The following is a 24,085-nucleotide window of genomic DNA, read 5'->3' on the forward strand; positions in this document are numbered from 1 at the left end:
GCCATGCACGTTGCCTCGCAGCCCCCGACTTGCTAAGCCAGCGCCGAAGGAAACCTGCGAGGCGCGCGTCCCATGTCGTTCAACACTTTCGGTCATCAGTTCCGCGTCACCACCTGGGGCGAAAGCCACGGGCCTGCGCTTGGCGCGACGGTGGATGGCTGCCCGCCCGGCATCGAGATCGACGAGGCGTTCATCCAGCAATTCCTCGACCGTCGCCGTCCGGGCCAGTCGAAGGAGACGACCCAGCGCAAGGAGCCTGACGCGGTGCGTATCCTCTCGGGCGTGTTCGAGGGCAAGACGACCGGCACGACGATCCAGCTGATGATCGAGAATACCGATCAGCGCTCGAAGGATTATGGCGAGATCGCGCGGCAGTTCCGCCCCGGCCATGCCGATATCACCTATCACCAGAAATACGGTATCCGCGACTATCGCGGCGGCGGGCGCTCGAGCGCGCGCGAGACGGCGGCGCGGGTGGCGGCTGGCGGTGTGGCGCAGGCCGCGCTTCGCCAGTTGATCCCCGATCTGCAGATCTACGGCTACATGGTGCAGATGGGCGCGAAACATCTCGATCGCGCGAAGTTCGACCGCAACGCGATCCTGCAGAACCCGTTCTTCCTGCCCGACGCCGAAGCAGTGGATGAATGGGCCGATTACCTCGCGGCGATCCGCAAGGGCCAGAATTCGGTGGGCGCTGCGATCGAGGTGGTGGCCGAGGGCTGCCCGGCGGGGCTGGGCGCGCCGATCTACGCCAAGATGGATACCGAGCTGGCCGCCGCGATGATGTCGATCAACGCGGTCAAGGGCGTCGAGATCGGCGAGGGCATGGCCGCGGCGGCGCTGACTGGCGTGGAGAATGCCGACGAGATGGTGATGGGCGCCGATGGTGTCGAATATCTTTCGAACCGCGCGGGCGGTATCTTGGGCGGGATCACCACCGGCCAGCCGATCACGGTGCGCTTCGCGGTCAAGCCGACCTCGTCGATCCTGACGCCGCGTCGCTCGGTCAATGTCGCGGGCGAAGAGGTGGAGGTGATCACCAAGGGCCGCCACGATCCCTGCGTCGGCATCCGCGCGGTACCGGTGGCCGAGGCGATGATGGCTTGCGTGATCCTTGACCAGTTCCTGATGGACCGGGCGCAGACCGGCGGTATTCGCGGCACGATCGGCTGAGGGGCGCCGCCCCCGTCGACGGAAGGCGAGATGACCGAGGAAAGAGGGGCTCTGCCCCCGCTCCTGCGGAGCCCCCCGGGATATTTGGTGCCAAGCCGAAACAGGGCGGGCGCTTTAGCGGATTGCCGCGCGCGTGCCGCCATGACGTGACGTTGTGCGACCTTGCGGGATATAAACCGCGCGGTTTATTCTGCGGACCCTGGGGGTCGTTTCCCGGAACCGGAGGACAGATGTCGCAGGCAGATCAGATCAATCGCGGACGCAAATTCGACCAGGTGCTCGAAGGCGCGCGCACGATCTTTCTGCGCGACGGGTTCGACGGGGCCTCGGTCGACGATATCGCCAAGGAAGCGGGCGTGTCGAAAGCCACGCTCTACAGCTATTTCCCGGACAAACGGCTGATGTTCGTCGAAGTCGTGCGCTCGCAACTGAAAGAGCAGACGGACAGCGCCGTCGCCACGATCGATTTCGGCGCAGCCCCCGAAGTGGTGCTTTCGCTTGCCGCGTCGCAGATCGTCGAGTCGATGAGCTGCAAGATGAACGAAGGGCTCTACCGGCTCTGCGTTTCCGAATCCGAGCGGTTCCCCGAGCTTGGCCGCGCCTTTTACGCGGCGGGGCCGGCGCTGGTGCACGAATTGCTGATGGATTACCTGCGCTGCGCGGTGGAGCGGGGCGAGCTGGTGATCGACGATATCGACCTCGCCGCTTATCTGTTCATCGAGCTGTGCAAGTCGGAACTGCATCCGAAGCTGCTGTTCGGGATTTGCGACAGCTTCAGCCGTGAAGAGAAAGAGCGCGTGATCCGCGGCGCGGTCGCGATGTTCCTTGCGCGCTACGGCGTCCCCACCTGAGCGCGGACCGATCTGGCCCGATCAGGCCAGATCGCGCACCATCCACTGATTGCCTTCGCCGCGCTGCAGCTGGAAGCGGCCGGTCTTGATCAGCAGATCGGAAAGTTTCGCGCTGCCATAGGTGCGGGTGTCGAAATCCGGGTTTGCCTGCGTGATGAACTGACCGAGCTGGCCCAGCGAATACCATTCCTCTTCCAGACCGATCGCCTTCATCGCGTTGACAATGATCGGGATCGCGGCCTTCGGCTCCTGCTTGCCACTCGAGGATTTCGGGGCGGCGGCGCTGGTCTTGTCCGAGGCGGGCTTGGTCGCGGTCTCCGCGGTGCTCTCGCCATTGCCGAGGTTCTCGACATAGATGAAGCGTTTACAGGCCTTGCGGAAGGCTTCGGGGGTCTTCTGCTCGCCGATGCCGTAGACATCGAGCCCCTGTTCGCGGATGCGAGCGGCGAGGCGGGTGAAGTCGCTGTCCGAGGAGACCAGCACGAAACCATCGAACAGGTCGGAATGCAGGAAATCCATCGCCGCGATGACGAGGCCGATATCGGAGGCGTTCTTCCCCTTGGTATTGGCAAATTGCTGATCCGCGACGAGGCCGAGTTCGGCGACGCGCTTGGCCCAGCCCGCGAGGCGCTGCGCCGACCAGTCGCCGTAGATCCGGCGCACCGAGGCTTCGCCGAGCGAGGCGATCTCTTCGAAGATCGCTTCGGCATATCCGGCGGGCACGTTATCGGCGTCGATCAGCACGCACAGACGCGGGGCGCGGGAGGCGGGGCTGATATGCGGCAGGTCGGAAATGTCGGGCATTGTTACTCCTCGTGTCCCCTTCCAGATAGCCCGCTTGCCCCCGACATCCAAGAGTGCAACCGCATTGCGCGGCGTCAGCGGCAGGCGCGGTTCAGCGCCCCTCCGGACCGTAATACTGGCGTTCGACCTTGGCGACGCGCAGCGCGTAGTGGAGATACCAGCGATCCTTGCCGAGGCGTTGGGCGAGCTGGTGCTTCGCCACCGCCTTCCACGCAATCAGAGCGGTCTCGTCGGCCCAGTAGCTGACGGTGAGGCCGAAGCCTGTCCCGTCGCGTGCGCTTTCCACCCCGAGATAGCCGGGCTGCTGGGCGGCAAGCGCGGCCATCTCCGCGGCCATCGCGCCATATGCGTCGTCGGGTGCACCGCGGAGAGAGGCGAAGATCACCGCGTAATAGGGCGGGTCGGGCAGCGGCGCAAAGCCTGGCGGCGGGATAGACATCGGGCGGCTCCGGGAAATGGAAAACGCCCCCTCGCGGGCGAGGGGGCGTTCATCAGTCTAGCAGGTCGGACCCAGGCTTACAGATCGAACTGCTTACCCTTGTGGGGCGCCCAGAGCTTCTTGTTGGTCAGGTAAAGCAGCGTGCTCAGCACGATCAGCATCATCACCGCCACGAAGCCCCAGCGCTTGCGCGATTCCAGCTTCGGTTCGGCCGTCCACATCAGGAATGCGGAGACGTCCCGGGCCATCTGGTCGACGGTTGCGGGCGTGCCGTCCTCATACTCGATGAGGTCTTCCGAGAGCGGAGGGGGCATCGCGATCCAGCCACCCGGGAAGGCGTGGTTCTCGTAGAAGATCGAGCCCGCTTCTTCCTTTTCCTCGCCGGTGAAGCCGGTGAGCACCGCGTGGATGTATTCGGGGCCACCGATGCCGCGGAAGAACTGGTTGATGCCGAGGCCGTAGGGGCCGTGGAAGCCCGCGCGCGCTTTCGCCATCAGCGACAGGTCCGGACCCATGCCCATGCCGGAGATGAACGGGAAGTGGTCCGTCTCCTTGCCGGGGCGCTCTTCGCCGGTTTCCTTGTCCATCACGGTGAACTCGGCCGCGTAGGCACGCACCCAAGCCGGGTCCATCATCGGGCCGCCCTGATCCGCCAGCGTGCGGAACGCGACGTAGCGCAGCCCGTGGCAGGCCGAGCAGACCTCGCGGTAGACCTGGAAGCCGCGACGCAGCTGCTGCTGGTCGAAGGTCCCGAAGGGGCCCTCGAAGGAGAAGCTGATATCCTCGATATGGCCGCCTTCGGCCGCCACCGCCGGGTTCACCAGGGTGCTCGCCCCGATCACCAGCGCCGAGAGGGCAGAGATCAGAAGATGTTTCATTTTGTGTCCCTCTTCCTTACTCATTCAGCCGGTTTGATATTGTAGTGGTGGTTGAAGTCTTCCTCGATCGTCGCCGGCATCGCTTGCGGCTTCTCGATCAGGCCCAAGAGCGGCAGGATCACGAGGAAATAGACGAACCAGTAGGTCGCGCCGATCAGCGAGATGTAGGGATAAATCCCGTCGGTCGGCATCGCGCCCACCCACATCAGCACCATGAAGTCGATCGCCAGAAGCCAGAACCACCATTTGAACATCGGGCGGTACGAGCCCGAACGCACTTTCGAGGTGTCGAGCCACGGGGCCAGCGCCATCACGAGGATCGCGCCGAACATCGCGAGCACGCCGAAGAACTTGGCGTCGACGATACCGAAGGTGATCCAGTTGACGAACATCACGGCCCAGACGTCCGAGGTGAAGGCGCGCAGGATCGCGTAGAACGGCAGGAAGTACCATTCGGGCACGATGTGTGCGGGCGTCGCCAGCGGGTTCGCCTCGATGTAGTTGTCGGGGTGGCCGAGGTAGTTCGGCATGAAGCCCACGACAGCCGAGAAGACCAGCAGGATCACGGCGAGCGCGAACAGGTCCTTGATCACGAAATAGGGCCAGAAGGGCAGGGTGTCCTTCTCCGCTTCCGCTTTCGAGCCGGTGCGGACCGGAACGCCCGTCGGGTTGTTGTTGCCCGTGGTGTGGAAGGCCCAGATATGCACGATCACCAGGGCTGCGATCACGAAGGGCAGCAGGTAGTGCAGCGAGAAGAAGCGGTTCAGCGTCGCGTTGTCCACCGCCGGGCCGCCGAGCAGCCATGCCTGGATCGACTCGCCGATGCCCGGGATCGCGCCGAACAGGCCAGTGATCACCGTCGCGCCCCAGAAGGACATCTGGCCCCAGGGCAGAACGTAACCCATGAACGCCGTGCCCATCATGCACAGATAGATGATCATGCCGATGATCCAGGTGATCTCGCGGGGCGCCTTGTAGGAGCCGTAATAAAGGCCGCGGAAAATGTGGATATAGACGGCGAGGAAGAACAGCGAGGCGCCGTTCGCGTGGATGTAGCGCAGCATGTAGCCGCCATTCACGTCGCGCATGATGTGCTCGACCGAGGCGAAGGCCAGGTCGACATGCGGGGTGTAATGCATCACCAGAACGATGCCGGTGACGATCTGCAGCACGAGGCAGAACGCCAGCACGATGCCCCAGATCCACCACCAGTTCAGGTTCTTGGGGGTGGGGATCATGATCGTGTCGTAGATCAGCCCGATGATGGGAAGACGCTTGTGCGTCCACTTTTCGAAGCCCGTCTTGGGCTCGTAATGGTCGTGGGGAATGCCCGACATCTAACTGCCTCCTCAGCCCAGTTTGATCGTGGTGTCATCGGTGAACTGGGCCACCGGGATGTTCAGGTTGCGCGGGGCAGGACCTTTGCGGATCCGGCCGGCGGAGTCGTAATGCGACCCGTGGCAGGGGCAGAACCAGCCGTGGTAATCGCCCGACTCGTTGCCGATCGGCACGCAGCCCAGGTGGGTGCACACGCCGATCATCACCAGCCATTCGCCTGCCTCGTCGAGGGTGCGGTTCTGGTCGGTCGCCTCGGCGCCCGGCTTGTTCGCGTTCTCGGCCGAGGTGTCGACCAGTTCGGACAGCGGAACCTCACGGGCGTATTGAATTTCCTCTTCGGTGCGGCGGCGGATGAAGACCGGCTTGCCGCGCCATTTCACCGTGAGCTGCGTGCCGAGCTCGACGCCGGAAACGTCGACGAAGATCGACGAGAGCGCCTTGACGTCGGCCGATGCATTCATCTGGTTCACCAGCGGCCAGACGGCCGCGCCGGTCACCACCGCGCCGGTGCCGGCGGTGGCGTAGTAGAGGAAATCCCTCCGGGTGCCTGCGTTATTATCTGCGTGGGACACGTTGTCTCTCCTTCCCGGGCCCGCGAGGGGGCCGATAGTGACGTGCCGGGGCACGTCGCGCGGTGCCGCCAAACATGGCCGCTCTCATACCAATCACGAATTTGTCAGTCCAGAACACAATCAACTGAATTTGTGCTGAGGGGCAGTTAAATGTCGCTCTTGCAACAGATCACCCCGGGTCAATGGCCGTGCGTGCCGGGGAAGGGGCCGCCCGGCAAGTTCAATGCACAAATGCCGCTCCCGATTGAGGAAAAGCGATTCGTGGCGTTTTGAACATGGAAAAGTTTCACATGCTTTAGCGTGAACTGACCAGAACCGCCGCCTGCCATGCCACTGCGAGGCGCAATCAAGATGTAGTGTTCGCCTCCGCTCAGTCGGGCGCGAGCATGTAGCCCAGACCGCGCACCGTCTGCAGGTAGCGGGGTTCGCGCGGGTCGCGCTCTATCTTGCGGCGCAGGCGTGTGATCTGCACGTCGACCGCCCGGTCGCCGCCGCCTTCTTCGCCATTGCCCCGCTCGCGGCCCAGTTCCTCGATCAATTCCGTGCGGCTGACCACGTCGCCCGCATGAGTCGCGAAGATGCGCATCAACTGCACCTCTGTCGCGGTCAGCTTCACCGGCGTGTCGCCATCCCACAGCTCGCCCCGGTCCTGATCGTATTTCAGCGGCCCCAGCGAGAGGTATTTCGGGCCGCTCTCGGTTTCCTGCGGAACCCGGCGCAGGATCGCGTTGATCCGCAGCAGCAGTTCCTTCGGCTCGAACGGCTTTGCGAGATAGTCGTCGGCGCCGGCTTCGAGCCCCTCGATCCGCTCGCGCGTCTCGCCCCGTGCGGTCAGCAGCAGGATCGGCGTGCTTACCGATCTGCCGCGCAGGTCACGGGTCAGGCTGAGCCCGTCTTCGCCCGGCATCATCACATCCATCACGATCAGATTGAACTCCAGCCCCGCCAGCAACGAGCGCGCATGGCCCGCGTCGCGCGCCGCAGTGACGAGAAAGCCGTGTCGCTGCAAAAAGCTTTTCAGCAGCGTCCGGATGCGTTCGTCATCGTCGACGATAAGCAGATGAGGTTCGGCCGAGTAGGGCATCAGTCGTCTTTCATCATTTGATAGAGCTTGTGCAGATCGGGGCCCATCATCGCCTCGAGCACCTGCCGGAAACCCGCCACCGCCTGCGGCCCCGCGGCGCGATAGGCAGAGCGCATTCGCCCCCGCTGCGCCTCGGACAGTGCGCGTTCCAGCGTCTCGCCCTCGGCCGTCAGATGCAATCGCCGCTCGCGCTTGTCGCGGGTACCGACGCGGCTTTCCACCAGCCCGTCCTCGATCAGCGTGCGCAGCACCCGGTTGAGTGATTGCTTGGTTACGCCCAGAACTGCGAGCAGCGTCGTCACCGTCAGCCCCGGCTGGCGGTTGATGAAATGCAGCGCGCGGTGATGCGCGCGTCCGTAGCCGTATTCTTCGAGCAGTCGGTCAGGGTCGGCGGTAAAGGCGCGATAGGCGAAGAACATCGCTTCGATGCCCTTGCGCAATTGCTCGTCCGTCAGGAAAAGAAGTGTCTCGCCCCCGGGGCTGCCGCTATCTGCCATATCGTCCCTCTCTTTTGCGTGACTTTATGTCAGCCTTGTTGACTTTCCAAGACTCAACTGTTACCGCAAAGCAGTTTTCGCGCAAGAAAATGTCCACTTCGGACGTAGGTTGCGCAATAATCGTAAATTGGCGTGGCTGCAAGGAGAGTAAGATGTCGGGCTCGTATGAGGATCGTGACGGCAAGATCTGGATGGATGGACAGCTTGTGGATTGGCGCGACGCCAATGTCCACATCCTGACCCACGCGCTGCATTACGCGTCCTCCGTCTTTGAAGGCGAACGTTGCTACAACGGCAAGATTTTCAAAGGCGAAGAGCATTCCGCCCGCCTGCGGAAGTCGGCGCAGCTGCTCGATATGGAAATCCCCTATTCGGTCGAAGAGATCGAGAAGGCGAAATACGACATGCTGAAGGCCAATGGCTGGACCGACGCCTATGTGCGCGCGGTCGCATGGCGTGGCGCGGGCGAGGATATGGGCGTCTCGGCGCGCAAGAACCCCGTGCGTCTGGCGATCGCCGGCTGGGAATGGGGCAACTATTACGGGGATGCGAAGATGAAGGGCGCCAAGCTCGACATCGCGAAATGGCGTCGCCCCGACCCGCGCACGATCCCGGCCGAGGCCAAGGCGGCCGGTCTCTACATGATCTGCACCATGTCGAAGCACGCCGCCGAAGATCGCGGCTTCTCGGATGCGCTGTTCATGGATTGGCGTGGCTACGTCGCCGAGGCGACCGGCGCGAACATCTTCTTCGTGAAGGACGGCGAGGTGCACACGCCCAAGGCTGACGTCTTCCTCAACGGGATCACGCGGCGTACGGTGATCGGGCTGCTGGAAGAGAAGGGTATCAAGGTGCACGAGCGCCTGATCGAGCCGACTGAACTGGCCGAGTTCGAGCAGTGCTGGCTCACCGGAACCGCCGCCGAGGTGACCCCGGTCAGCCAGATCCGCGAGTTCAACTTCGAGGTCGGCGCGCTGACCCGCGACATCGCAGAAACCTACGAAAAGCTCGTGCGCACCTAATCCACGTAACGCTTTGAGAAAACAGAAGGGCGTGCTTGACGGCACGCCCTTTCGCGTTTTCGATGCTCTCGAGCGCTGACAGGACGGTCAGGTGACTTCGTTCCGTTCGATACGCAGGAACTGTTTCATGCGCGCGCCGTTATCCGGCCGCCCACGCTTGCTGAGCTCCTTGATTGCCGGGTGGATACCTTCGCGCCGCTGCAGTTCGAGAAACCGCTTCACGCGCGGCCCTTCGGCCTTGAGTTCGGCGCGGTCGATGATGTGACGGGACATGTCTTCCTCCTCTCGTCATCGCCTCTGATCCCTTAAGTATAACACGGTTCGACCGAGTCGTGTTTCAATGACAGGAGATTTTTTGTCGCGGGCGGATCGGCGCTCAGCCCTGCGGCGTCGCGGCCTTGCGCGCGCGCTTGCGCTCCAGCCCAAGCCAGTGCTCGCGCAGAATGATCGCGATGCCAGCGACGATGATCAGCGCAGCCCCCGCCAAGGTGGCATGGCTCGGCACTTCCGAGAAGACCGTATAGCCGATCACCAGCGCCAGCAGCATCGAGGCGTAATCGAAGGGGGCCACCAGCGAGGCATCGGCGAAGCGATAGGCCGAGGTCAGCATGATCTGCCCGGTGCCGCCGATCAGCCCCGCGAGGATCAGGAGTGTCGCTTCCCACGCTGTCGGCATCACCCAGCCGAAGGGCAGCGAGGCCAGTGAGAGCACCGAGGCGGTGCAGGAGAACCAGAACACGATCGCCGAGGTGCGCTCGGAGCCGACCATGCGGCGGATCTGGATCTGCGCCAGCGCCGCGCAGGTGGCCCCCGCAAGCGCCAGCCCCGCGCCAAGCGCCTCCGCCCCGCCTTCGGGTCCGCTGCCGCCCAGCCGGGGCCACAGCACGATTAGAACACCGACCATCCCCAGCCCGACCGCCGAGAAGCGGAAGATTCGCACCGTCTCGCCCAGCAAGAGCGCCGCGAAGACGACCGTCAGCAGCGGTGCCGCATAGCCCAGAGCGGTCGCCTCGGGCAGCGGCAGGAAGGCGAGCGCTGCGAAACTCAGCGCCATCGCGGTGGTTCCCACCACCCCGCGCAGGACATGGTTGATCGGTTTCTCCACCCGCAATCCGCCCTGCAACTCACCGCGCCACAGCAGCCAGAGCAGGATCGGCACAATGCCGAAGAAAGAGCGGAAGAACACTGCCTCGCCCGGTGGTACCCGGTCGGAGACCGATTTGATCAGTGCCTGCATGATGACGAAACCCGTAACCGTGCCGAGCTTCAGCGCGATTCCAAGGAGCGGGCGAGGGGTCTGGGTGGTGACGGGCATCATGACCGCGATGAGATAGGCCGCGACGGGACCGGGGCAATCGGTTTCGTCATGCGACGCGCTCGAGCCGATCAAGAGCCCATCGCGCGGCCTCGGCCACCACCGGATCGGGATCGCTCAGGTGCGGGCGCGCGGCCTCGGCCAGCGCCGGATCGCCGGAATTTCCGATCGCGTAAAGCACGTTGCGCAGGAAACGGTCGCGCCCGATCCGCTTGATCGGCGAGCCCGAGAACCGCGCCCGGAACCCGGCATCGTCGAGTGCGGCCAGTTCTGCCAGGGGCGGCGCGCCGACGCCGCCGTGATAGCGCGCCTCCCGCGCCTCTGCGGCGAACTTGTTCCATGGGCAGACGGCCAGACAATCGTCGCAGCCATAGATGCGATTGCCCATCTTGGCGCGCAGCTCTTCGTCGATCGGGCCCTTATGCTCGATCGTCAGATAGGAGATGCAGCGCCGTGCGTCGAGCTGGTAGGGCGCGGGAAAAGCCTCGGTCGGGCAGATGTCGAGACAGGCCGTGCAGGACCCGCAATGGCTGATCTCCGGCACGTCGGGCGGCAGCTCCACCGTGGTGAAGATCGCGCCGAGGAAGAACCAGCTGCCCAGATCGCGCGCGAGAAGATTGGTGTGCTTGCCCTGCCAGCCGAGACCCGACGCCTCGCCCAAGGGCTTTTCCATCACCGGGGCGGTGTCGACGAAGACCTTGATCTCCGCGCCCTCTGGTGCCTGATCGAGCAACCAGCGCCCGACGCGCTTGAGCCTCTTCTTCACCAGATCATGGTAATCCTTGCCTTGCGCATAGGCAGAGATCACCCCGCGATCGCGCGCCTCCAGCAGGTCCAGCGGGTCGTAATCGGGCGTGTAGGTCTCGGCCAGCATCACGACCGAGCGTGCCTCGGACCACAGCGCCGCCGGATCGCCGCGCCAGCCCATGCGCTCTTCCATCCAGCCCATCTGGCCGTGCATGCCCGCACCCACAAAGGCGGCGAGCCGCTCGGCCGCCTGCGGGATCGCGTCCGGCGTGGTGATGCGCGCCTTCGAGAAACCCTCGGCAAGGGCCGTCTCGATCAACCGCGCTTTCAACTCCGCATTCATGGCTTCGCCTTGGTGCAAATATCCCGGGGTGCCGCGCCGCAGGCCGGCGGGGGCAGAGCCCCCTCGGCGCGCGCGAAGCCCTCAGAAATCCAACTCCGCATATTGCGGTGCGGGCGGCATGCCGGGCAGCTGATCGGCGAGAAGCGAGCGGAAGGCCGGGCGCGACTTGATCTTCGCATACCAGTCCTTCACGGCCTCTTGTCGGTTCCAGTCCACGTCGGAGATATAATCGAGGCAGCTCAGATGCGCGGCCGCAGAGAAATCCGCAAGCGTCATCACGTCGCCAGCAAGCCAGCGCCGCTGCTCCAGCAGCCAGCCCATGTAATCGAGGTGATACTTGATCGCGGACAGGCCCGCCTTGACCGTCTTGCTATCCGGATATCCTTCCTTGCGGACCTTCTTCCAGACCCGCTCGCCCATGATCCGCTGCGTGACTTCGGTGTTGAACTTGTCGTCGAACCACGAGCACAGGCGGCGCACCTCGTAGCGTGCGGCGGGATCGCGCGGCATCAGTGGCGCGTCAGCATGCGTCTCGTCGATATATTCGCAGATCGCCTGACTCTCGGCCATCATCATGCCGTCCATTTTCAGCACCGGCACCTTGCCCGCCGGGTTGCGACGGAGGAAATCGGCCTGCTGCTCCCAGTATCGTTCCTCGACCAGTTCCACCTCCAGCTTCTTCTCGGCGAGCGTGAGGCGGACCTTGCGGCAGAACGGGGAGAGGGCGACATGGTAGAGGCGGATCATCGGGGCGACGCTCGCAATTCTCGTTGGGGATTTGGGGAAGTGATAACGGCGGGCGCGGGCGGGTTCAATGGCGACGAGCCCGCCGATGGGCGCTCCCTTGCCGGGAGGGCGCGCGGGCCGCATGGGGCGGATGCCTCCGGCGGGGATATTTTTCCCAAGCCGAAAGGAGCGCTCAGCGCTGGGATATCGGTTTGGACTTCGGTTTCGGGGCGGGTAGGGGGGGGCGTCAGAAACTTTTACGCGCGCGCAGCGCCGCTTGGATCGTGCCGTCGTCGAGATAGTCCAGCTCGCCCCCGATCGGCACGCCCTGGGCGAGGCTGGTGACCGCGATGCCGCGCCCTTCGAGCGCCTCGGCGATGTAATGGGCGGTCGTCTGACCCTCGACGGTGGCGTTGAGGGCGAGGATCACCTCGGTGATGCCTTCCTCTGTGGCGCGTTCGAGCAGGTCGGGGATGCGAAGGTCTTCCGGGCCGATCGCATCGAGCGCGGAGAGCGTGCCGCCAAGGACGTGATAGCGGCCCTTGAAGGCGTGGCCGCGCTCCATCGCCCAGAGATCGGCCACATCCTCGATCACGCAGATCTCGCCGGTGGCGCGTTTCGGGTCTTCGCAGATGTCGCAGATCGGCGCGGTGGAGATATTGCCGCAGCGCTGGCATTCGCGCGCGCTGCGGGCGACCCCGGCCATCGCCTCGGCCAAGGGGCCCATCAGCTGCGCGCGTTTCGAGATCAGATGCAGCACCGCACGCCGGGCGGAGCGGGGGCCAAGCCCCGGCAGCCGCGCCATAAGGGCGATCAGCGCCTCTATATCGTCGCGCGCGCCGCTCATAGGATCAGACCGGTAGGTCCATGTTCTCGGGCAGGCCCAATTCGCGCAGAAGGCGTTTCTGCTCTTCCTGCTCGCGGAACTTTGCCTTTTCCTGCGTGTCCTTGATCGCAGCGAGGATCAGGTCTTCGACGACTTCCTTCTCGGACGCCTGCAGGATCGAGGGATCGATGGAGAGCCCGGTCAATTCGCCCTTCGCGGTGGCGCGGGCCTGTACGAGACCGGCCCCGGCCTCGCCGGTGACGACGATGGATTTGAGCTCTTCCTGGAGCTGACCCATCTTCTCCTGCATTTCCTTGGCGGCCTTCATCATCTTGGCCATGTCGCCCATGGCGCCCAATCCCTTGAACATCGCTTTCTCCGTCACGTTTGGCTTGAGTGAGAGATACGCATCGCTGCGCGGAGGAACAAGGGACAAGCTGGGAAAACGGCGCGGCAGGGACGGCGCGTGCGATCGCGCGGGACCGCCCCCGGCGCGGCTCAGCCTTCCTCGAAGGGATCCCATTCGTCTTCGACCTCGGCCAGGGCCTCGGCCTCGATCGCGGTGGTGTCTTCCTCGGGCAGGATTTCGATCTTCGCGCCGGGGAAGCGGGCGAAAATCTCTGCGACCAGCGGGTTCTTCATCGCCTCGGCCTCGGCCTTCGCGAGCTCTTCCGCCTTCACCTCGGCTATGGTCGGCGCGCCGCCTTCGGAGACGACCGAGACGCCCCAGCGTGCGCCGGTCCAGCCCTGCAGCCTTGCCGAAAGCGTCGCGGCGAGGTCGCGCGAGGCCTGTGGGGTCGGTTCGAACTCGATCCGGCCGGGGCGGTAATTCACGAGGCGCAGGTTGCTCTCGACCTCCAGCAGCAGGGTCATGTCGCGCATCCGGGCGATCAGGTCGACCACGTCGTCGAAACTGGCGAAACGGGCAAGCGCGTCGGCCATCGGATCGTGTTGTTGGGTAGGGGCGGCGGCGGCAACAGCGCCGCCACCGGCACGCCGGGCGCGCAGCGTCGCGCCATGCACCGGCCCGGTCGAAGGCTTGGGGCCCCGGCCTGCCGCTTGGGTCTGGGTGTTGCCTTGCTGGATCTTCTTGATCAGCGTTTCCGGGTCGGGCAGGTCAGCCACATGGGTCATGCGGATCACGGCCATTTCGGTGGCCATCATCGCATTGGGCGCGCCTGCGACTTCTTCGAGCGCCTTGAGCAGCATCTGCCAGAGCCGCGACAGCACACGCATCGGAAGCGCGGCCGCCATCTCCTGACCGCGATTGCGTTCCTCGGGCGGAACGGTCGGGTCTTCGGCGGCTTCAGGTGTGACCTTGATGACGGAGACCCAATGGGTGATCTCGGCCAGATCGCGCATGATCGCCATCGGATCTGCGCCGTCGGCATATTGCGCGGCAAGCTCGGTCAGCGCCTCGGCGGCCTGACCGTGCAGGATCATGTCGAAGAGATCGAGGACGCGGGCCCGGTCGGCCAGACCCAGCATCGCGCGGACCTGTTCCGCCGTGGTCTCGCCTGCGCCATGCGCGATCGCCTGATCGAGCAGCGAGGTCGCATCCCGCGCGGAGCCTTCGGCGGCGCGGGTGATCAGCGCGAGCGCGTCATCGGCGATCTCGGCACCTTCCGCATCGGCGATCCGGCGCAGCAGCGCGATCATCTCCTCGGGCTCGATCCGGCGCAAGTCGAAGCGCTGGCAGCGCGAGAGCACGGTGACGGGCACCTTTCGGATCTCGGTGGTGGCAAAGATGAACTTCACATGGGCGGGCGGTTCCTCGAGCGTCTTCAGGAGCGCGTTGAACGCGCTCGTCGACAGCATGTGAACCTCATCGATGATATAGACTTTGTAGCGCGCCGAGGCCGCCCGGTAATGCACGCTCTCGATGATCTCGCGGATGTCGCCCACACCGGTGCGCGAGGCGGCGTCCATCTCCATCACGTCGACATGGCGGCCCTCCATGATCGCGCGGCAATGTTCGCACACGCCGCAGGGATCGGTCGTGGGGGTGCCGTTGCCGTCGGGGCCGATGCAGTTCAGCCCTTTGGCGATGATCCGCGCCGTGGTGGTTTTCCCGGTGCCGCGAATCCCGGTCATGATGAAGGCCTGCGCGATCCGGTCGGCCGCGAAGGCGTTCTTGAGCGTGCGCACCATCGGTGCTTGTCCGATCAGATCGGCAAAGGTCTCGGGGCGGTACTTGCGGGCGAGAACCTGATATTGGGTGTCGGTCATCGAAGCTCCGGTATCATAAGCAGCCGCCAGACTAGGCCCCCCGGGCGTCGACGTCCACCCGGCTCATTCCCACTCCATCTGGCTGAATACCGCCTGCGCGTTGCGTTTGGCGAGCGTGTCGAAGTCCTCGAGATATTCGAATTGCGACTGGTCCACGTCGACCGAGCCGATGATGTCGCCGCCGTCATCGATATAATCGGCCATCCGGCTGCGCAGATTGGTCAGGTAATCATAGGTGTCGCGAGTCGCCGTCGCGAGATCGGTGGCGGGGCCGTGGCCGGGAACGACATGGGTGGGCTCATAGGCGGCCATCGCCTCGAAGGCTTCGACCCAGCCTTTCGAGGACGACATGTCGAGCACGCCGAGGATGCGGCCCACGAAGACGATATCGCCGGTGAACATCACTTTTTCCGCAGGCAGCCAGACGAAGCTGTCGCCGGGGGTGTGGGCCGGGCCGGGATGGGTGATCTCGATCTCGCGCCCGCCGAGGGTGAGCGTGTAGCGTTCTTCGAAGGTGGTGTCCGCGTAGACCGGCTCCGTGCCGGCGAGCGCGTCCTTGCCGACCAGCGCGTCGAGCATCGTCAGTTCCAGCGAGGCGCGGGCCTTCTGGTCGGCGAGCGCATCCGTCGAGGTGATGATCTCGGCCCCATGCTCTTTCCAGTAGCCATTGCCGAGCCAGCGGTGATCCTGCCCACCGGTGTCGATCACATATTTCACCGGCTGATCGGTCAGCGTGCCGATCACCTCGTCGAGCGCCGCCGCCCCCTTGTAGGTGCCGCCCGCATCCACCAGCACCGCGCCCTCATCCGTGACGATCAGCCCGAAGGTCGCGTTATTGCCGAGGTTCTCGGCATCGCGCTGCCCGAAGGGACCCTCGATCGCATAGGTGTCCGGTGCGACTTCGACGGCGGTAAGCGTCCCGGCAAAGAGCGGCACAGGCAGAATGGCCAGAGCGGCCAGAGCAAAACGAAACATGGTGAAACCTCCCCTTTGACGGGAAGCTTAACGCGGCGACATCAGCCCACAATCGGGCATGGTGACGCGCCGACAAGTTTGGTGCGTTTCGTGGAGGAGGAGGGGGGTGAGAGGCTGGACAGCGACCCAAGCGGGGCTCGTTGCGGCTGCTTCCTTCCGGACCTGACCGGGTTGGCGAGGCGCTCGCCCGCGCCAACCTCTCGAGGGGCGATATAGGAAACCCGGATCAGATTCGCAAGCGTTGTGCGGCAAGACTTCGCGGGGAGAGGGGGCGCTGCCCCCTCGACGCGTCCGCGCCTCACCCCCGGGATATTTCGGCCAAGCCAAAAACGGGAGGGGGACGTGCGGCTCCGGCCTATTCGGGCTGGAAGCCGTGGATCAACTGGCGCAGGCCGATCAACCCGCCGATCACGATGGAGGCCAGCGTGACGGGCGCGGAGAAGGCGAGCACGGCCATCGCGCTTACCCCCTGGCCGATGGAGCATCCGACGGCGATCGTGCCGCCGATGCCCATCAGGGCGGCGCCGCTGACCTGACGGCCCAGTTCGCGCGGATCTTCGCAGGCTTCCCATTTGAAGAGGCCGCGAATGGCCGAGCCGAGGAAGGCCCCGCCGAGAACGCCCGCGACGAGCCCGACGGAGAAGGTGAGCCCTCCCGCGGTGGAGGTCATGAAATACAGGATCGTGCGCCCAAGCGGGGCGGTGAAGGAGGGCGCCTCGACGCCGGTCGCGCCCATGCTCTCTCTGAAGAGGTAGGAGGTGCCGACGAAGCACCAGACCACGGCAAGGCCCGCAGCCACGCCCCAGGCGAGCCTGCGTTTGTCTGCGCGCAGCGGCTGATAGCTCAGCGCCCATGCGAGGAAGCCTGCGGCGACGGGCAGGGCGAAGGTCAGCGGCGGCAGCCCGGTCCGCGCCGAGAGCCAATGCGCGATGCCTTGAGGGGAGGTGGCGGCCTGCTGGTCGAAGATCAGCAGGCGCAGATGCGCGAGGGGGCCGGACAGCGTCACGAAGGCGAAAATCCCCATCACGACGACGATCACCATCGCGCGCAGGTCGCCGCCGCCGAAACGCACCAGCGCCCCGAAGCCGCAATTTCCGGCGAGCGCCATGCCGTAGCCGAAGACCAGCCCGCCCACGATCGAGGCCAAGGGCGACCACTTGATCGTTTGATAGAAGCTGTGGGTGATGTCGGCATAACCGAGAGCCTCGGCTAGGAAGGCGCCGGAGATCGCGACACCCAGCACCACGCCCCAAAGGCGCAGACGCCTCTGGTCATCGCCATAGGCGGCGCTTTCCAGTGCGCCGAGGGTGCAGAAATCGCCCAGGCGCGCGGCGAGGCCGAGAATCATACCGCCGAGCGCCCCGACCAGGGCCGCCATGGCGCCCATCGGAATCTGTTCCATTGCCCTTCTCCCCCCGGATCACTCAGCGTCCGGTCTCATGGCTCACCGCGTTCCGTCGGTGGCGCAGAACATATCGTAAATCGTTTCGACAAGGCGGCGCGCGCGCGGGTCCGAGAGCGTGTAGTAGATCGCCTTGCCTTCGCGGCGCGCGCTGACGAGTCCCTCGAGACGCAGCCGCGCCAATTGCTGGCTGACCGCGGCCTGGCGCGATTCCAGCAGGTTTTCCAGCTCGGTCACCGATTTCTCGCCCGAACTGAGATGGCACAGGATCATCAGCCGTCCCTCATGGGCGAGCGCCTTCATGAGGTTGGAGGCGTCTTGTGCGCGATCGAGTAGCTCTTCTGCATCCATGCGGGCACATCTCGACTCGGCCGTGGCAGAGGCAAGCTTTTCGGCATGACCGTCAGGCACCAGATGCCGCACCGCATCGTCCTTCCTTGGAGCCGCGCGCAGCGCGACCGTATTAATCGAATGTTTCAGGCTTTAGCATGACGATTCGCCGGAACAAAGCCCGAGAGAACAAAAACCCGCACGGGGCGGGCCAAAAGCACGCACATCAAACCTCAGTTTGAGGGGGGCTGATAGTCCGCGCCATTCTTTTTCAGGGCCTGATCCAGCAGCCCCCAGAAGAAGTCCTCGCTCGCATAGCCTTCGATGCGGGCGACTTCGACCCCGTCCTGCAGCAGGATGAAGGTCGGTGTGAAGAGCGGTTTGCCCCCGGTGATCGTGATGTCGTCAGGGAAGGGCTTGTGCAGATCGACCCGCTGCAGGGGCGCGGTCTTGCCCTCGGGGGTTTTGGGGTAGATCGGCGCGAGGTCGTTGTTCCACATGCGGCAATAGACGCAGCCGACCTGCTCGACCATCAGGAGGCGAAACTCGCTCTCGGCCTTGGCTTCTTCGGTCGCGGAGCCGGCATCGGTCGTCGTCTCGGCGGATTGCGACGTGGCGTCGGCCCCCGTGGCGTCGGCCCATGTGGCGTGGCCCGTCGCGCTCAGCGAAATCGCCAGCGCCGCAGCCATGGAAATCGTATGCCAAACAATGCGGAACATTGACGGACCCCTTTTTACATATAAAGATCGTAATGTGTTTGGCGGGCCCCTTCAAGGACGGTTGGGAGACCGAGGCCATATAGGCTAGGGCGCGTCACGAGGGAGGAAACAGTGCCGATCGATATTACCTATGGCGGGGCGTTTTTTGCCGGCCTGCTGTCTTTTCTGACGCCGTGCATCTTGCCGATGGTGCCGTTCTACCTGTCCTACATGGCCGGGCTGTCGATGTCGGAGCTGCGCGGTGACGGCAAGATCGCCCCCGGTGCGCAGGCGCGGATGGTCGCCTCTTCGGTCGCTTTCGCGTTGGGCGTGACCACGATCTTCGTGCTGATGGGGATGGGAGCCACTGCGCTCGGGGCCGCGTTCCGCGAATGGATGGGACCGCTGAGCTGGGCGGCAGCCGCGATCCTTCTCGTCTTCGGTCTGCATTTCCTCGGCGTGATCCGGATCCCATTCCTCTATCGCGAGGCCCGGATGGAGGCGAAGACCGATCCGACGACCTTCCTTGGCGCCTACGTGATGGGGCTCGCCTTCGGCTTCGGCTGGACGCCCTGTGTGGGCCCGGCGCTCGCCGCCATCCTTATGGTGGCGTCGGGCATGGGAGAGATCTCCAAGGGCGGGCTGCTGCTCTTTGCCTACGGGATCGGGATGACCTTGCCCTTCATCATAGCGGCCTTCTTCACGCGGCCCTTCCTCGCGCTCATGGCAAAGCACCGCGCCAAGCTCGGCTATGTCGAGAAGGCGATGGGGGTTATGCTGATCCTGTTCGCGGTTCTCATCGTGACCGGGGGGCTGCGCTACATTGGTGAGTTTCTGATCGACGTCATGCCGAGCGGGAGTCTTGGCTGAGGATCTGTTTCAAGGGAGGACGATCATGCGTCATTTTCTGACTGCCGCTTTCACCGCGGCGATGCTGGCCCTGCCGGGTCACGCCGCCGAGATGGGCGATGACGGGCTGCACAAGGAGCCGTGGTTCCATGACACGTTCAAGGACATGTCGGACGATCTTGCGACGGCCAATGACGAGGGCAAGCGCTTCATGGTCATCTGGGAGCAGCGGGGCTGCCTCTACTGCAAGAAGATGCACGAGGAGGTTTTCTCCGATGCCAAAATCGCGCAATACATCACCGACAACTACTATGTCGTGCAGATGAACCTGTTCGGCGATGTTGAAGTGACCGATTTCGACGGCGAGGCTCTGCCCGAAAAAGAGATGGCGATGAAGTGGGGCGTGATGTTCACGCCGACCATGATGTTCTTCCCCGAAGAGGCCTCCGATCAGCCTGCCAACAAGCAGGCCGTTGCACAGATGCCGGGCGCTTTCGGCAAGGGTACGACGATGGCCTTGCTCGAGTGGGTAAAGACTCACGGCTACGAGAGTGGCGTGAATTTTCAGAAGTACGTTGCCGACAAAGTTATGGCGAAGTGATCGCGAGTTTCGCGAATCTGACAGAGTCGTGATCTCGTGCTCGCGGGCGCAGCATTCGTGCTGCGCCCGCGAATGTTTCTGATTTCGCTTAAGAAATCTTGGGTATGCTGCGGTATACGCCGATATGTTCCGGAGAACATATTGGAAAATATGCGGATTTTTGAATTTATCCATTGCGCCGCTGTGACGCGCTCGCTTAAAAGTGAGTCAGGGAGAGAATTTGGGAGGACTTCTATGAAACGCCACGTTGCGTGGGCCGCAATGGCCGCCACCTTCGCAGCCAGCGCCGCGATCGCAGAAACCGCGCCGATGGATGTCAAATTCACCGATGTGGGCGCGGTGACCGAGTCGCTGACCGGTCAGCCGGGCGATCCCGCAAAGGGCGCAGAAGTCGCGGCGACCAAGTCGCTGGGCAACTGCGTGGCCTGCCATAAGGTCTCGGCGCTCGACGCGTCGTTCCAAGGTAATGTCGGCCCGGAGCTGAACGGCGCGGGCGATCGTTGGGACGAGTCGCAGCTGCGCGGCATCGTCGTCGACGCCAAGCACACCTTCGAAGGCACGGTAATGCCGGCGATGTACAAAACCGGTCCCTTCATTCGCCCCGGCGACGGGTACACCGGCAAGGCTGCGCCTGCCGATCTGCCGCCGATCTTGAATGCACAACAGGTTGAGGATGTGGTCGCTTTCTTGATGACCCTCAAGGACGAGTGACCCTCTGAACGACAAACCCGAGAGGAGAAGATACAACATGACCATGACCAGACGTGACGCGCTGGCGCTGGCGATGGGCGGCGTTGCCGCTTCCATGCTGCCGCTGCCCGCGCTGGCCGATGCCGGTGCTGACGCCATCGCCAAGTTCACCGGCGGCGCAGATGCCGCAATGGGTGACGGCGTCACCCTGACCGCGCCGGAAATCGCCGAGAACGGGAATACCGTTCCGATCTCCGTCGATGCGCCCGGCGCAACCGAGATCGCGGTCTTCGCGCCCGGCAACCCGACGCCCGACGTCGTGACCTTCAAGTTCGGTCCGCTGGCCGGCTCGCAGATGGCCTCGACCCGGATTCGCCTCTCGAAGACCCAGGACGTCATCGCTGTCGCCAAGATGGCCGACGGCAGCTACGTCCAGGCGAAATCGACCGTGAAGGTCACCATCGGCGGCTGCGGCGGCTAATTTTTTCGGTATCTGAGGAGACAAGACCATGAAAGGCGTGAGACCCCGCGTAAAAGTGCCGAAAAAAGCTTCGGCCGGTGACACGATCACCATCAAGACCCTGATCTCGCACCCGATGGAATCGGGTCAGCGCAAGGACAAGGACGGCAACGTCATCCCGCGCGAGATCATCAATCGCTTCACCTGCGACTTCAACGGCGAGAACGTCATCGACGTCACCCTCGAGCCGGCGATCTCGACGAATCCCTACATCGAATTCGAGGCGAAAGTCCCGGAATCGGGTGAGTTCAAGTTCACCTGGTACGATGATGACGGTTCGACCTACGAAGACAGCCAGAAGATCGAAGTGAGCTGATCGGCCGAACGGCCAGCGGCGCGTGAGGGAGCGCGCCGCCTCACCAAGAACAGAGAACCGCGCCTGTTTGGGGAGATCGATGGGCGCGGGGCACACCCAGGGAGGACACAGAATATGACGTTGCGCACCAGCCGCACCATCCTTGCCGCCACTGCAGCCTTCGCGCTCAGCACCGCGGCGCTGCACGCCGAAATGGCGGATGACGAGCTCGTCATCAACGGCGACACCCCGATCACGGTGAAGGCGCCCGCCGCCGATCACCTCAAAGGGCATCTCGACGAGGTCTATTCCGGCTGGCTCTTCCGCACGGACGAGACCCGCGCGATGGAACAGGACGACTTCGACAACCCGATCATGATCTTTGCCGAGCAGGGCCAGGAAACCTGGTCGACCGCCGACGGCTCCGAGGGCAAATCCTGCGCGGATTGCCACGGCGACATCAGCGAAGGCATGAAGGGCGTGCGCGCCTCGATGCCTAAGGTGAACGAAGCCGGCAAGCTGTGGTCGGTCGAGGATTACATCAACGATTGCCGCACCAACCGCATGGGCGCCGAAGCCTGGGGTTGGGACAGCGCTCCGATGCACAACATGACCACCGCGATCGCGGTCGAGTCGCGTGGCATGCCGGTCGCGGTCAAGATCGACGGCGAGGCCAAGCCTTTCTGGGAGAAGGGCAAGGAGATGTACTACACCCGCTATGGCCAGCTCGAGCTTTCCTGCGCGTCGTGCCATGAAGAGAACTACGGCAACTACATCCGCGCTGACCATCTTAGCCAAGGCCAGATCCAGGGCTTCCCGACCTACCGTCTAAAGAACGCGGGCGTCGTGTCGATCCACAACCGCTTCAAGGGCTGCATCCGCGACACGCGCGCGGAAACCTACAGCCCCGGTTCGGACGAGTTCCGTAATCTCGAGCTCTACGTCGCTTCGCGCGGCCTGGGTCTCGACATCGAGGGTGGCGGCGTCCGTCCCTGACCTGTGAATTGATGCGCGGGGCAGGGCCTCCCTGTCCCGCGCGTTTCGTTTCAACATATTCAAAATTTCATATCTGTCTGAATTCGTTTGTCTATTTACCCGAATGAAACGACCGCCGGGCGCACTGGCCCGGTGAGAAGAAGGAGACACATCGCATGATATCCCGGCGGGAATTTCTTCAGGCGAGCTTGGCCGCCTCGACCATCCTCGGTGCTTCGGGCCTGTCGCGCTGGTCGCGCGCCATGGCGCAGCAGTCGATTACCCAAGACCAGCTCCTGCAGTTCGAGCCGCTGGGCAATGTCACGCTGATCCACATCACCGACATCCACGCGCAAGCGATGCCGATCTATTTCCGCGAGCCGGAAATCAACCTCGGCGTGGGTGAGGCGAAGGGACGTCCGCCGCACGTCACCGGCGCGGATTTCCTCAAGATGTTCAACATCGAGCCGAACACGCCCGACGCATATGCGCTGACCTACGAGAACTTCACCGATCTCGCCAAGAGCTACGGCAAGATGGGTGGGATGGACCGTGTGGCGACCGTCGTGAAGGCGATCAAGGCCGAACGCCCCGACGCGCTGATCCTCGATGGCGGCGACACCTGGCACGGTTCGATGGTCGCGCTGAAGACCAAGGGCCAGAACATGGTCGACATCATGAACAAGCTCGGCGTCGAGGCGATGACCTCGCACTGGGAATGGACCTATGGCCAGGACCGGGTGAACGAGATCGTCGACGGCCTTCCCTTCCCCTTCCTCGGTGCGAATATCTTCGACGCCGAATGGGACGAGCCCGCCTACGAGCCCTACAAGATCTTCGAGCGCAACGGCACGCAGATCGCGGTCATCGGTCAGGCCTTCCCCTACATGCCGATCGCGAACCCCGGCTGGATGTTCCCTGACTACTCCTTCGGCATCCGCGAAGAGCGTATGCAGGCGATGGTCGACGAGGTTCGTGCGAAGGGCGTCGATCTGGTCGTCTGCCTGTCGCATAACGGCTTCGACGTGGACCACAAGATGGCGAGCCGCGTGAAGGGCATCGACGTGATCCTCACCGGTCACACCCATGACGCCGTTCCGGAGCCGATCCTCGTAGGCGAGACGATCCTGATCGCCTCGGGCTCGAACGGCAAATTCGTCTCCCGCGTCGATCTCGACGTGCGCGACGGCAAGATGATGGGCTTCCGCCACAAGCTGATCCCGATCTTCTCCGACGTGATCGAGCCCGACAAGGAGATGACCGACGTCATCATGGGCCATCGCGAGCCCTACAAGGCCGAACTCGAGGAAGTCGTGGGCGAGACCAACTCGCTGCTCTATCGCCGCGGCAACTTCAACGGCACCTGGGACGACCTGATCTGCGAGGCGATGCTCGAAGAGCGTGACGCCGAGATCGCCATGAGCCCGGGCGTGCGCTGGGGGCCGTCGCTGATCCCCGGGCAGAAAATCACCATGGAAGACGTGCTCAACGCCACTTCGATGACCTATGGCGAGAACTATCGCTCCGAAATGTCGGGCGAGATGATCAAGACCATCCTCGAGGACGTGGCCGACAACATCTTCAACTCCGACCCCTACTACCAGCAGGGCGGGGACATGGTTCGAGTGGGTGGCATGGGCTACCACATCGACGTTTCGAAGCCGATCGGCGAGCGGATTTCCAACATGACGCTGCTGAAGGACGGCTCCGATATCGACCCGGCACGCAACTATGTCGTGACGGGCTGGGCCTCGGTCAACGAAGGTACCGAAGGGCCGCAGATCTGGGACGTGATCGCCGATCACCTGCGCAAGATCAAAACCGTTGACTTGAAACCGAATGACTCGGTGGTCGTGACCGGCATCTGAGCCGGTCCCGCCCGTCGATGATTACGCCCCGCAGGGGT

Annotated in this window: 28 protein-coding genes and 1 other RNA gene; 10 read left to right on the top strand and 19 right to left on the bottom strand. The window is 63.9% G+C overall.

Annotation, left to right across the window (positions count from 1 at the left end):
* The first annotated feature begins 72 nt into the window (after positions 1–72).
* Positions 73–1,173 carry a chorismate synthase gene (gene aroC, locus B6V74_RS08685; RefSeq protein WP_088722543.1) on the top strand — a complete coding sequence of 367 codons (1,101 nt, stop codon included), beginning with the start codon at positions 73–75 and terminating at the stop codon, positions 1,171–1,173.
* 230 nt (positions 1,174–1,403) lie between these two features.
* Entirely contained in the window at positions 1,404–2,024 is a 621-nt protein-coding gene (locus B6V74_RS08690; protein ID WP_075775704.1) for a TetR/AcrR family transcriptional regulator, read from the top strand.
* A gap of 21 nt (positions 2,025–2,045) precedes the next feature.
* On the opposite strand, the gene B6V74_RS08695 is transcribed toward B6V74_RS08690, so the two are convergent.
* The 7 genes from B6V74_RS08695 to B6V74_RS08725 all read right to left on the bottom strand — a co-directional run bounded on the left by B6V74_RS08695 (position 2,046) and on the right by B6V74_RS08725 (position 7,636).
* The gene (locus B6V74_RS08695) at positions 2,046–2,828 is read right to left on the bottom strand and encodes an NYN domain-containing protein (protein WP_075775703.1); all 783 of its coding nucleotides are present in this window, start codon (positions 2,826–2,828) and stop codon (positions 2,046–2,048) included.
* A gap of 91 nt (positions 2,829–2,919) precedes the next feature.
* Positions 2,920–3,267, bottom strand: a complete 348-nt coding sequence (locus B6V74_RS08700) for an antibiotic biosynthesis monooxygenase (protein ID WP_088722544.1) — start codon at positions 3,265–3,267, stop codon at positions 2,920–2,922.
* 77 nt (positions 3,268–3,344) lie between these two features.
* A complete protein-coding gene (locus B6V74_RS08705) occupies positions 3,345–4,145 on the bottom strand; it encodes a cytochrome c1 (RefSeq protein WP_075775701.1) in 801 nt (266 codons plus the stop codon).
* Between the two features lie 20 nt (positions 4,146–4,165).
* Positions 4,166–5,482, bottom strand: coding sequence for a cytochrome b (petB, locus tag B6V74_RS08710; RefSeq protein WP_075775700.1), 1,317 nt, complete (start codon positions 5,480–5,482; stop codon positions 4,166–4,168).
* A 12-nt stretch (positions 5,483–5,494) separates the two neighbouring features.
* Complete coding sequence (gene petA, locus B6V74_RS08715; protein ID WP_075775699.1) at positions 5,495–6,055, bottom strand: ubiquinol-cytochrome c reductase iron-sulfur subunit; 561 nt, start codon at positions 6,053–6,055, stop codon at positions 5,495–5,497.
* A 370-nt stretch (positions 6,056–6,425) separates the two neighbouring features.
* On the bottom strand, positions 6,426–7,139 hold the full coding sequence (locus B6V74_RS08720) for a response regulator transcription factor (protein ID WP_088720151.1): 714 nt from the start codon (positions 7,137–7,139) through the stop codon (positions 6,426–6,428).
* On the bottom strand, positions 7,139–7,636 hold the full coding sequence (locus B6V74_RS08725; protein WP_075775697.1) for a MarR family transcriptional regulator: 498 nt from the start codon (positions 7,634–7,636) through the stop codon (positions 7,139–7,141). Before B6V74_RS08725 ends, B6V74_RS08720 begins: the two co-directional genes overlap by 1 nt.
* A gap of 152 nt (positions 7,637–7,788) precedes the next feature.
* Here B6V74_RS08725 and B6V74_RS08730 point away from each other — a divergent pair, with 152 nt between their 5' ends.
* Entirely contained in the window at positions 7,789–8,658 is an 870-nt protein-coding gene (locus B6V74_RS08730) for a branched-chain amino acid aminotransferase (protein WP_075775696.1), read from the top strand.
* An 87-nt stretch (positions 8,659–8,745) separates the two neighbouring features.
* Here the strand turns inward: B6V74_RS08730 and B6V74_RS08735 are convergent, their stop codons facing one another.
* The 12 genes from B6V74_RS08735 to B6V74_RS19135 form a co-directional block, all read right to left on the bottom strand.
* On the bottom strand, positions 8,746–8,931 hold the full coding sequence (locus B6V74_RS08735) for a hypothetical protein (RefSeq protein WP_075775695.1): 186 nt from the start codon (positions 8,929–8,931) through the stop codon (positions 8,746–8,748).
* Positions 8,932–9,034: 103 nt separating this feature from the next.
* Positions 9,035–9,976, bottom strand: coding sequence for a DMT family transporter (locus B6V74_RS08740; protein WP_088722643.1), 942 nt, complete (start codon positions 9,974–9,976; stop codon positions 9,035–9,037).
* A gap of 46 nt (positions 9,977–10,022) precedes the next feature.
* Positions 10,023–11,063 (bottom strand): tRNA epoxyqueuosine(34) reductase QueG, encoded by a 1,041-nt coding sequence (gene queG, locus B6V74_RS08745; protein ID WP_088722545.1) that lies wholly within the window; start codon positions 11,061–11,063, stop codon positions 10,023–10,025.
* 81 nt (positions 11,064–11,144) lie between these two features.
* The gene (locus B6V74_RS08750) at positions 11,145–11,810 is read right to left on the bottom strand and encodes a glutathione S-transferase family protein (protein ID WP_075775693.1); all 666 of its coding nucleotides are present in this window, start codon (positions 11,808–11,810) and stop codon (positions 11,145–11,147) included.
* A 226-nt stretch (positions 11,811–12,036) separates the two neighbouring features.
* A complete protein-coding gene (recR, locus tag B6V74_RS08755) occupies positions 12,037–12,636 on the bottom strand; it encodes a recombination mediator RecR (RefSeq protein ID WP_088720153.1) in 600 nt (199 codons plus the stop codon).
* A 4-nt stretch (positions 12,637–12,640) separates the two neighbouring features.
* Positions 12,641–12,985 (bottom strand): YbaB/EbfC family nucleoid-associated protein, encoded by a 345-nt coding sequence (locus tag B6V74_RS08760; RefSeq protein ID WP_075775691.1) that lies wholly within the window; start codon positions 12,983–12,985, stop codon positions 12,641–12,643.
* 128 nt (positions 12,986–13,113) lie between these two features.
* Positions 13,114–14,844: a DNA polymerase III subunit gamma/tau gene (locus tag B6V74_RS08765; protein ID WP_088722546.1), complete on the bottom strand. Its 1,731-nt coding sequence runs from the start codon at positions 14,842–14,844 to the stop codon at positions 13,114–13,116.
* A gap of 63 nt (positions 14,845–14,907) precedes the next feature.
* Entirely contained in the window at positions 14,908–15,819 is a 912-nt protein-coding gene (locus B6V74_RS08770; RefSeq protein ID WP_088722547.1) for an MBL fold metallo-hydrolase, read from the bottom strand.
* Between the two features lie 105 nt (positions 15,820–15,924).
* Positions 15,925–16,021, bottom strand: an RNA gene (gene ffs, locus B6V74_RS08775) — signal recognition particle sRNA small type.
* 153 nt (positions 16,022–16,174) lie between these two features.
* Complete coding sequence (locus tag B6V74_RS08780; protein WP_075775688.1) at positions 16,175–17,221, bottom strand: YeeE/YedE family protein; 1,047 nt, start codon at positions 17,219–17,221, stop codon at positions 16,175–16,177.
* A 42-nt stretch (positions 17,222–17,263) separates the two neighbouring features.
* Complete coding sequence (locus B6V74_RS08785) at positions 17,264–17,572, bottom strand: metalloregulator ArsR/SmtB family transcription factor (RefSeq protein WP_075775687.1); 309 nt, start codon at positions 17,570–17,572, stop codon at positions 17,264–17,266.
* A 212-nt stretch (positions 17,573–17,784) separates the two neighbouring features.
* A complete protein-coding gene (locus B6V74_RS19135; RefSeq protein WP_240497077.1) occupies positions 17,785–18,270 on the bottom strand; it encodes a hypothetical protein in 486 nt (161 codons plus the stop codon).
* A 111-nt stretch (positions 18,271–18,381) separates the two neighbouring features.
* Here B6V74_RS19135 and B6V74_RS08795 point away from each other — a divergent pair, with 111 nt between their 5' ends.
* The 7 genes from B6V74_RS08795 (at position 18,382) to soxB (ending at position 24,047) form a co-directional block, all read left to right on the top strand.
* Positions 18,382–19,119 carry a cytochrome c biogenesis protein CcdA gene (locus tag B6V74_RS08795; RefSeq protein WP_240497078.1) on the top strand — a complete coding sequence of 246 codons (738 nt, stop codon included), beginning with the start codon at positions 18,382–18,384 and terminating at the stop codon, positions 19,117–19,119.
* Between the two features lie 25 nt (positions 19,120–19,144).
* On the top strand, positions 19,145–19,699 hold the full coding sequence (locus B6V74_RS08800) for a thioredoxin family protein (RefSeq protein ID WP_088722548.1): 555 nt from the start codon (positions 19,145–19,147) through the stop codon (positions 19,697–19,699).
* A 234-nt stretch (positions 19,700–19,933) separates the two neighbouring features.
* On the top strand, positions 19,934–20,410 hold the full coding sequence (soxX, locus tag B6V74_RS08805) for a sulfur oxidation c-type cytochrome SoxX (RefSeq protein WP_075775685.1): 477 nt from the start codon (positions 19,934–19,936) through the stop codon (positions 20,408–20,410).
* A 37-nt stretch (positions 20,411–20,447) separates the two neighbouring features.
* The gene (gene soxY / locus B6V74_RS08810) at positions 20,448–20,870 is read left to right on the top strand and encodes a thiosulfate oxidation carrier protein SoxY (protein ID WP_075775684.1); all 423 of its coding nucleotides are present in this window, start codon (positions 20,448–20,450) and stop codon (positions 20,868–20,870) included.
* A gap of 28 nt (positions 20,871–20,898) precedes the next feature.
* Entirely contained in the window at positions 20,899–21,225 is a 327-nt protein-coding gene (gene soxZ, locus B6V74_RS08815) for a thiosulfate oxidation carrier complex protein SoxZ (protein ID WP_075775683.1), read from the top strand.
* Between the two features lie 114 nt (positions 21,226–21,339).
* A complete protein-coding gene (gene soxA, locus B6V74_RS08820; RefSeq protein WP_088720164.1) occupies positions 21,340–22,200 on the top strand; it encodes a sulfur oxidation c-type cytochrome SoxA in 861 nt (286 codons plus the stop codon).
* Between the two features lie 155 nt (positions 22,201–22,355).
* Entirely contained in the window at positions 22,356–24,047 is a 1,692-nt protein-coding gene (soxB, locus tag B6V74_RS08825) for a thiosulfohydrolase SoxB (RefSeq protein WP_088720165.1), read from the top strand.
* Positions 24,048–24,085: the final 38 nt, after the last annotated feature.

Origin of the sequence: Thioclava sp. F42-5, from assembly GCF_002213195.1 — a bacterium.
GTDB lineage: Bacteria > Pseudomonadota > Alphaproteobacteria > Rhodobacterales > Rhodobacteraceae > Thioclava > Thioclava nitratireducens.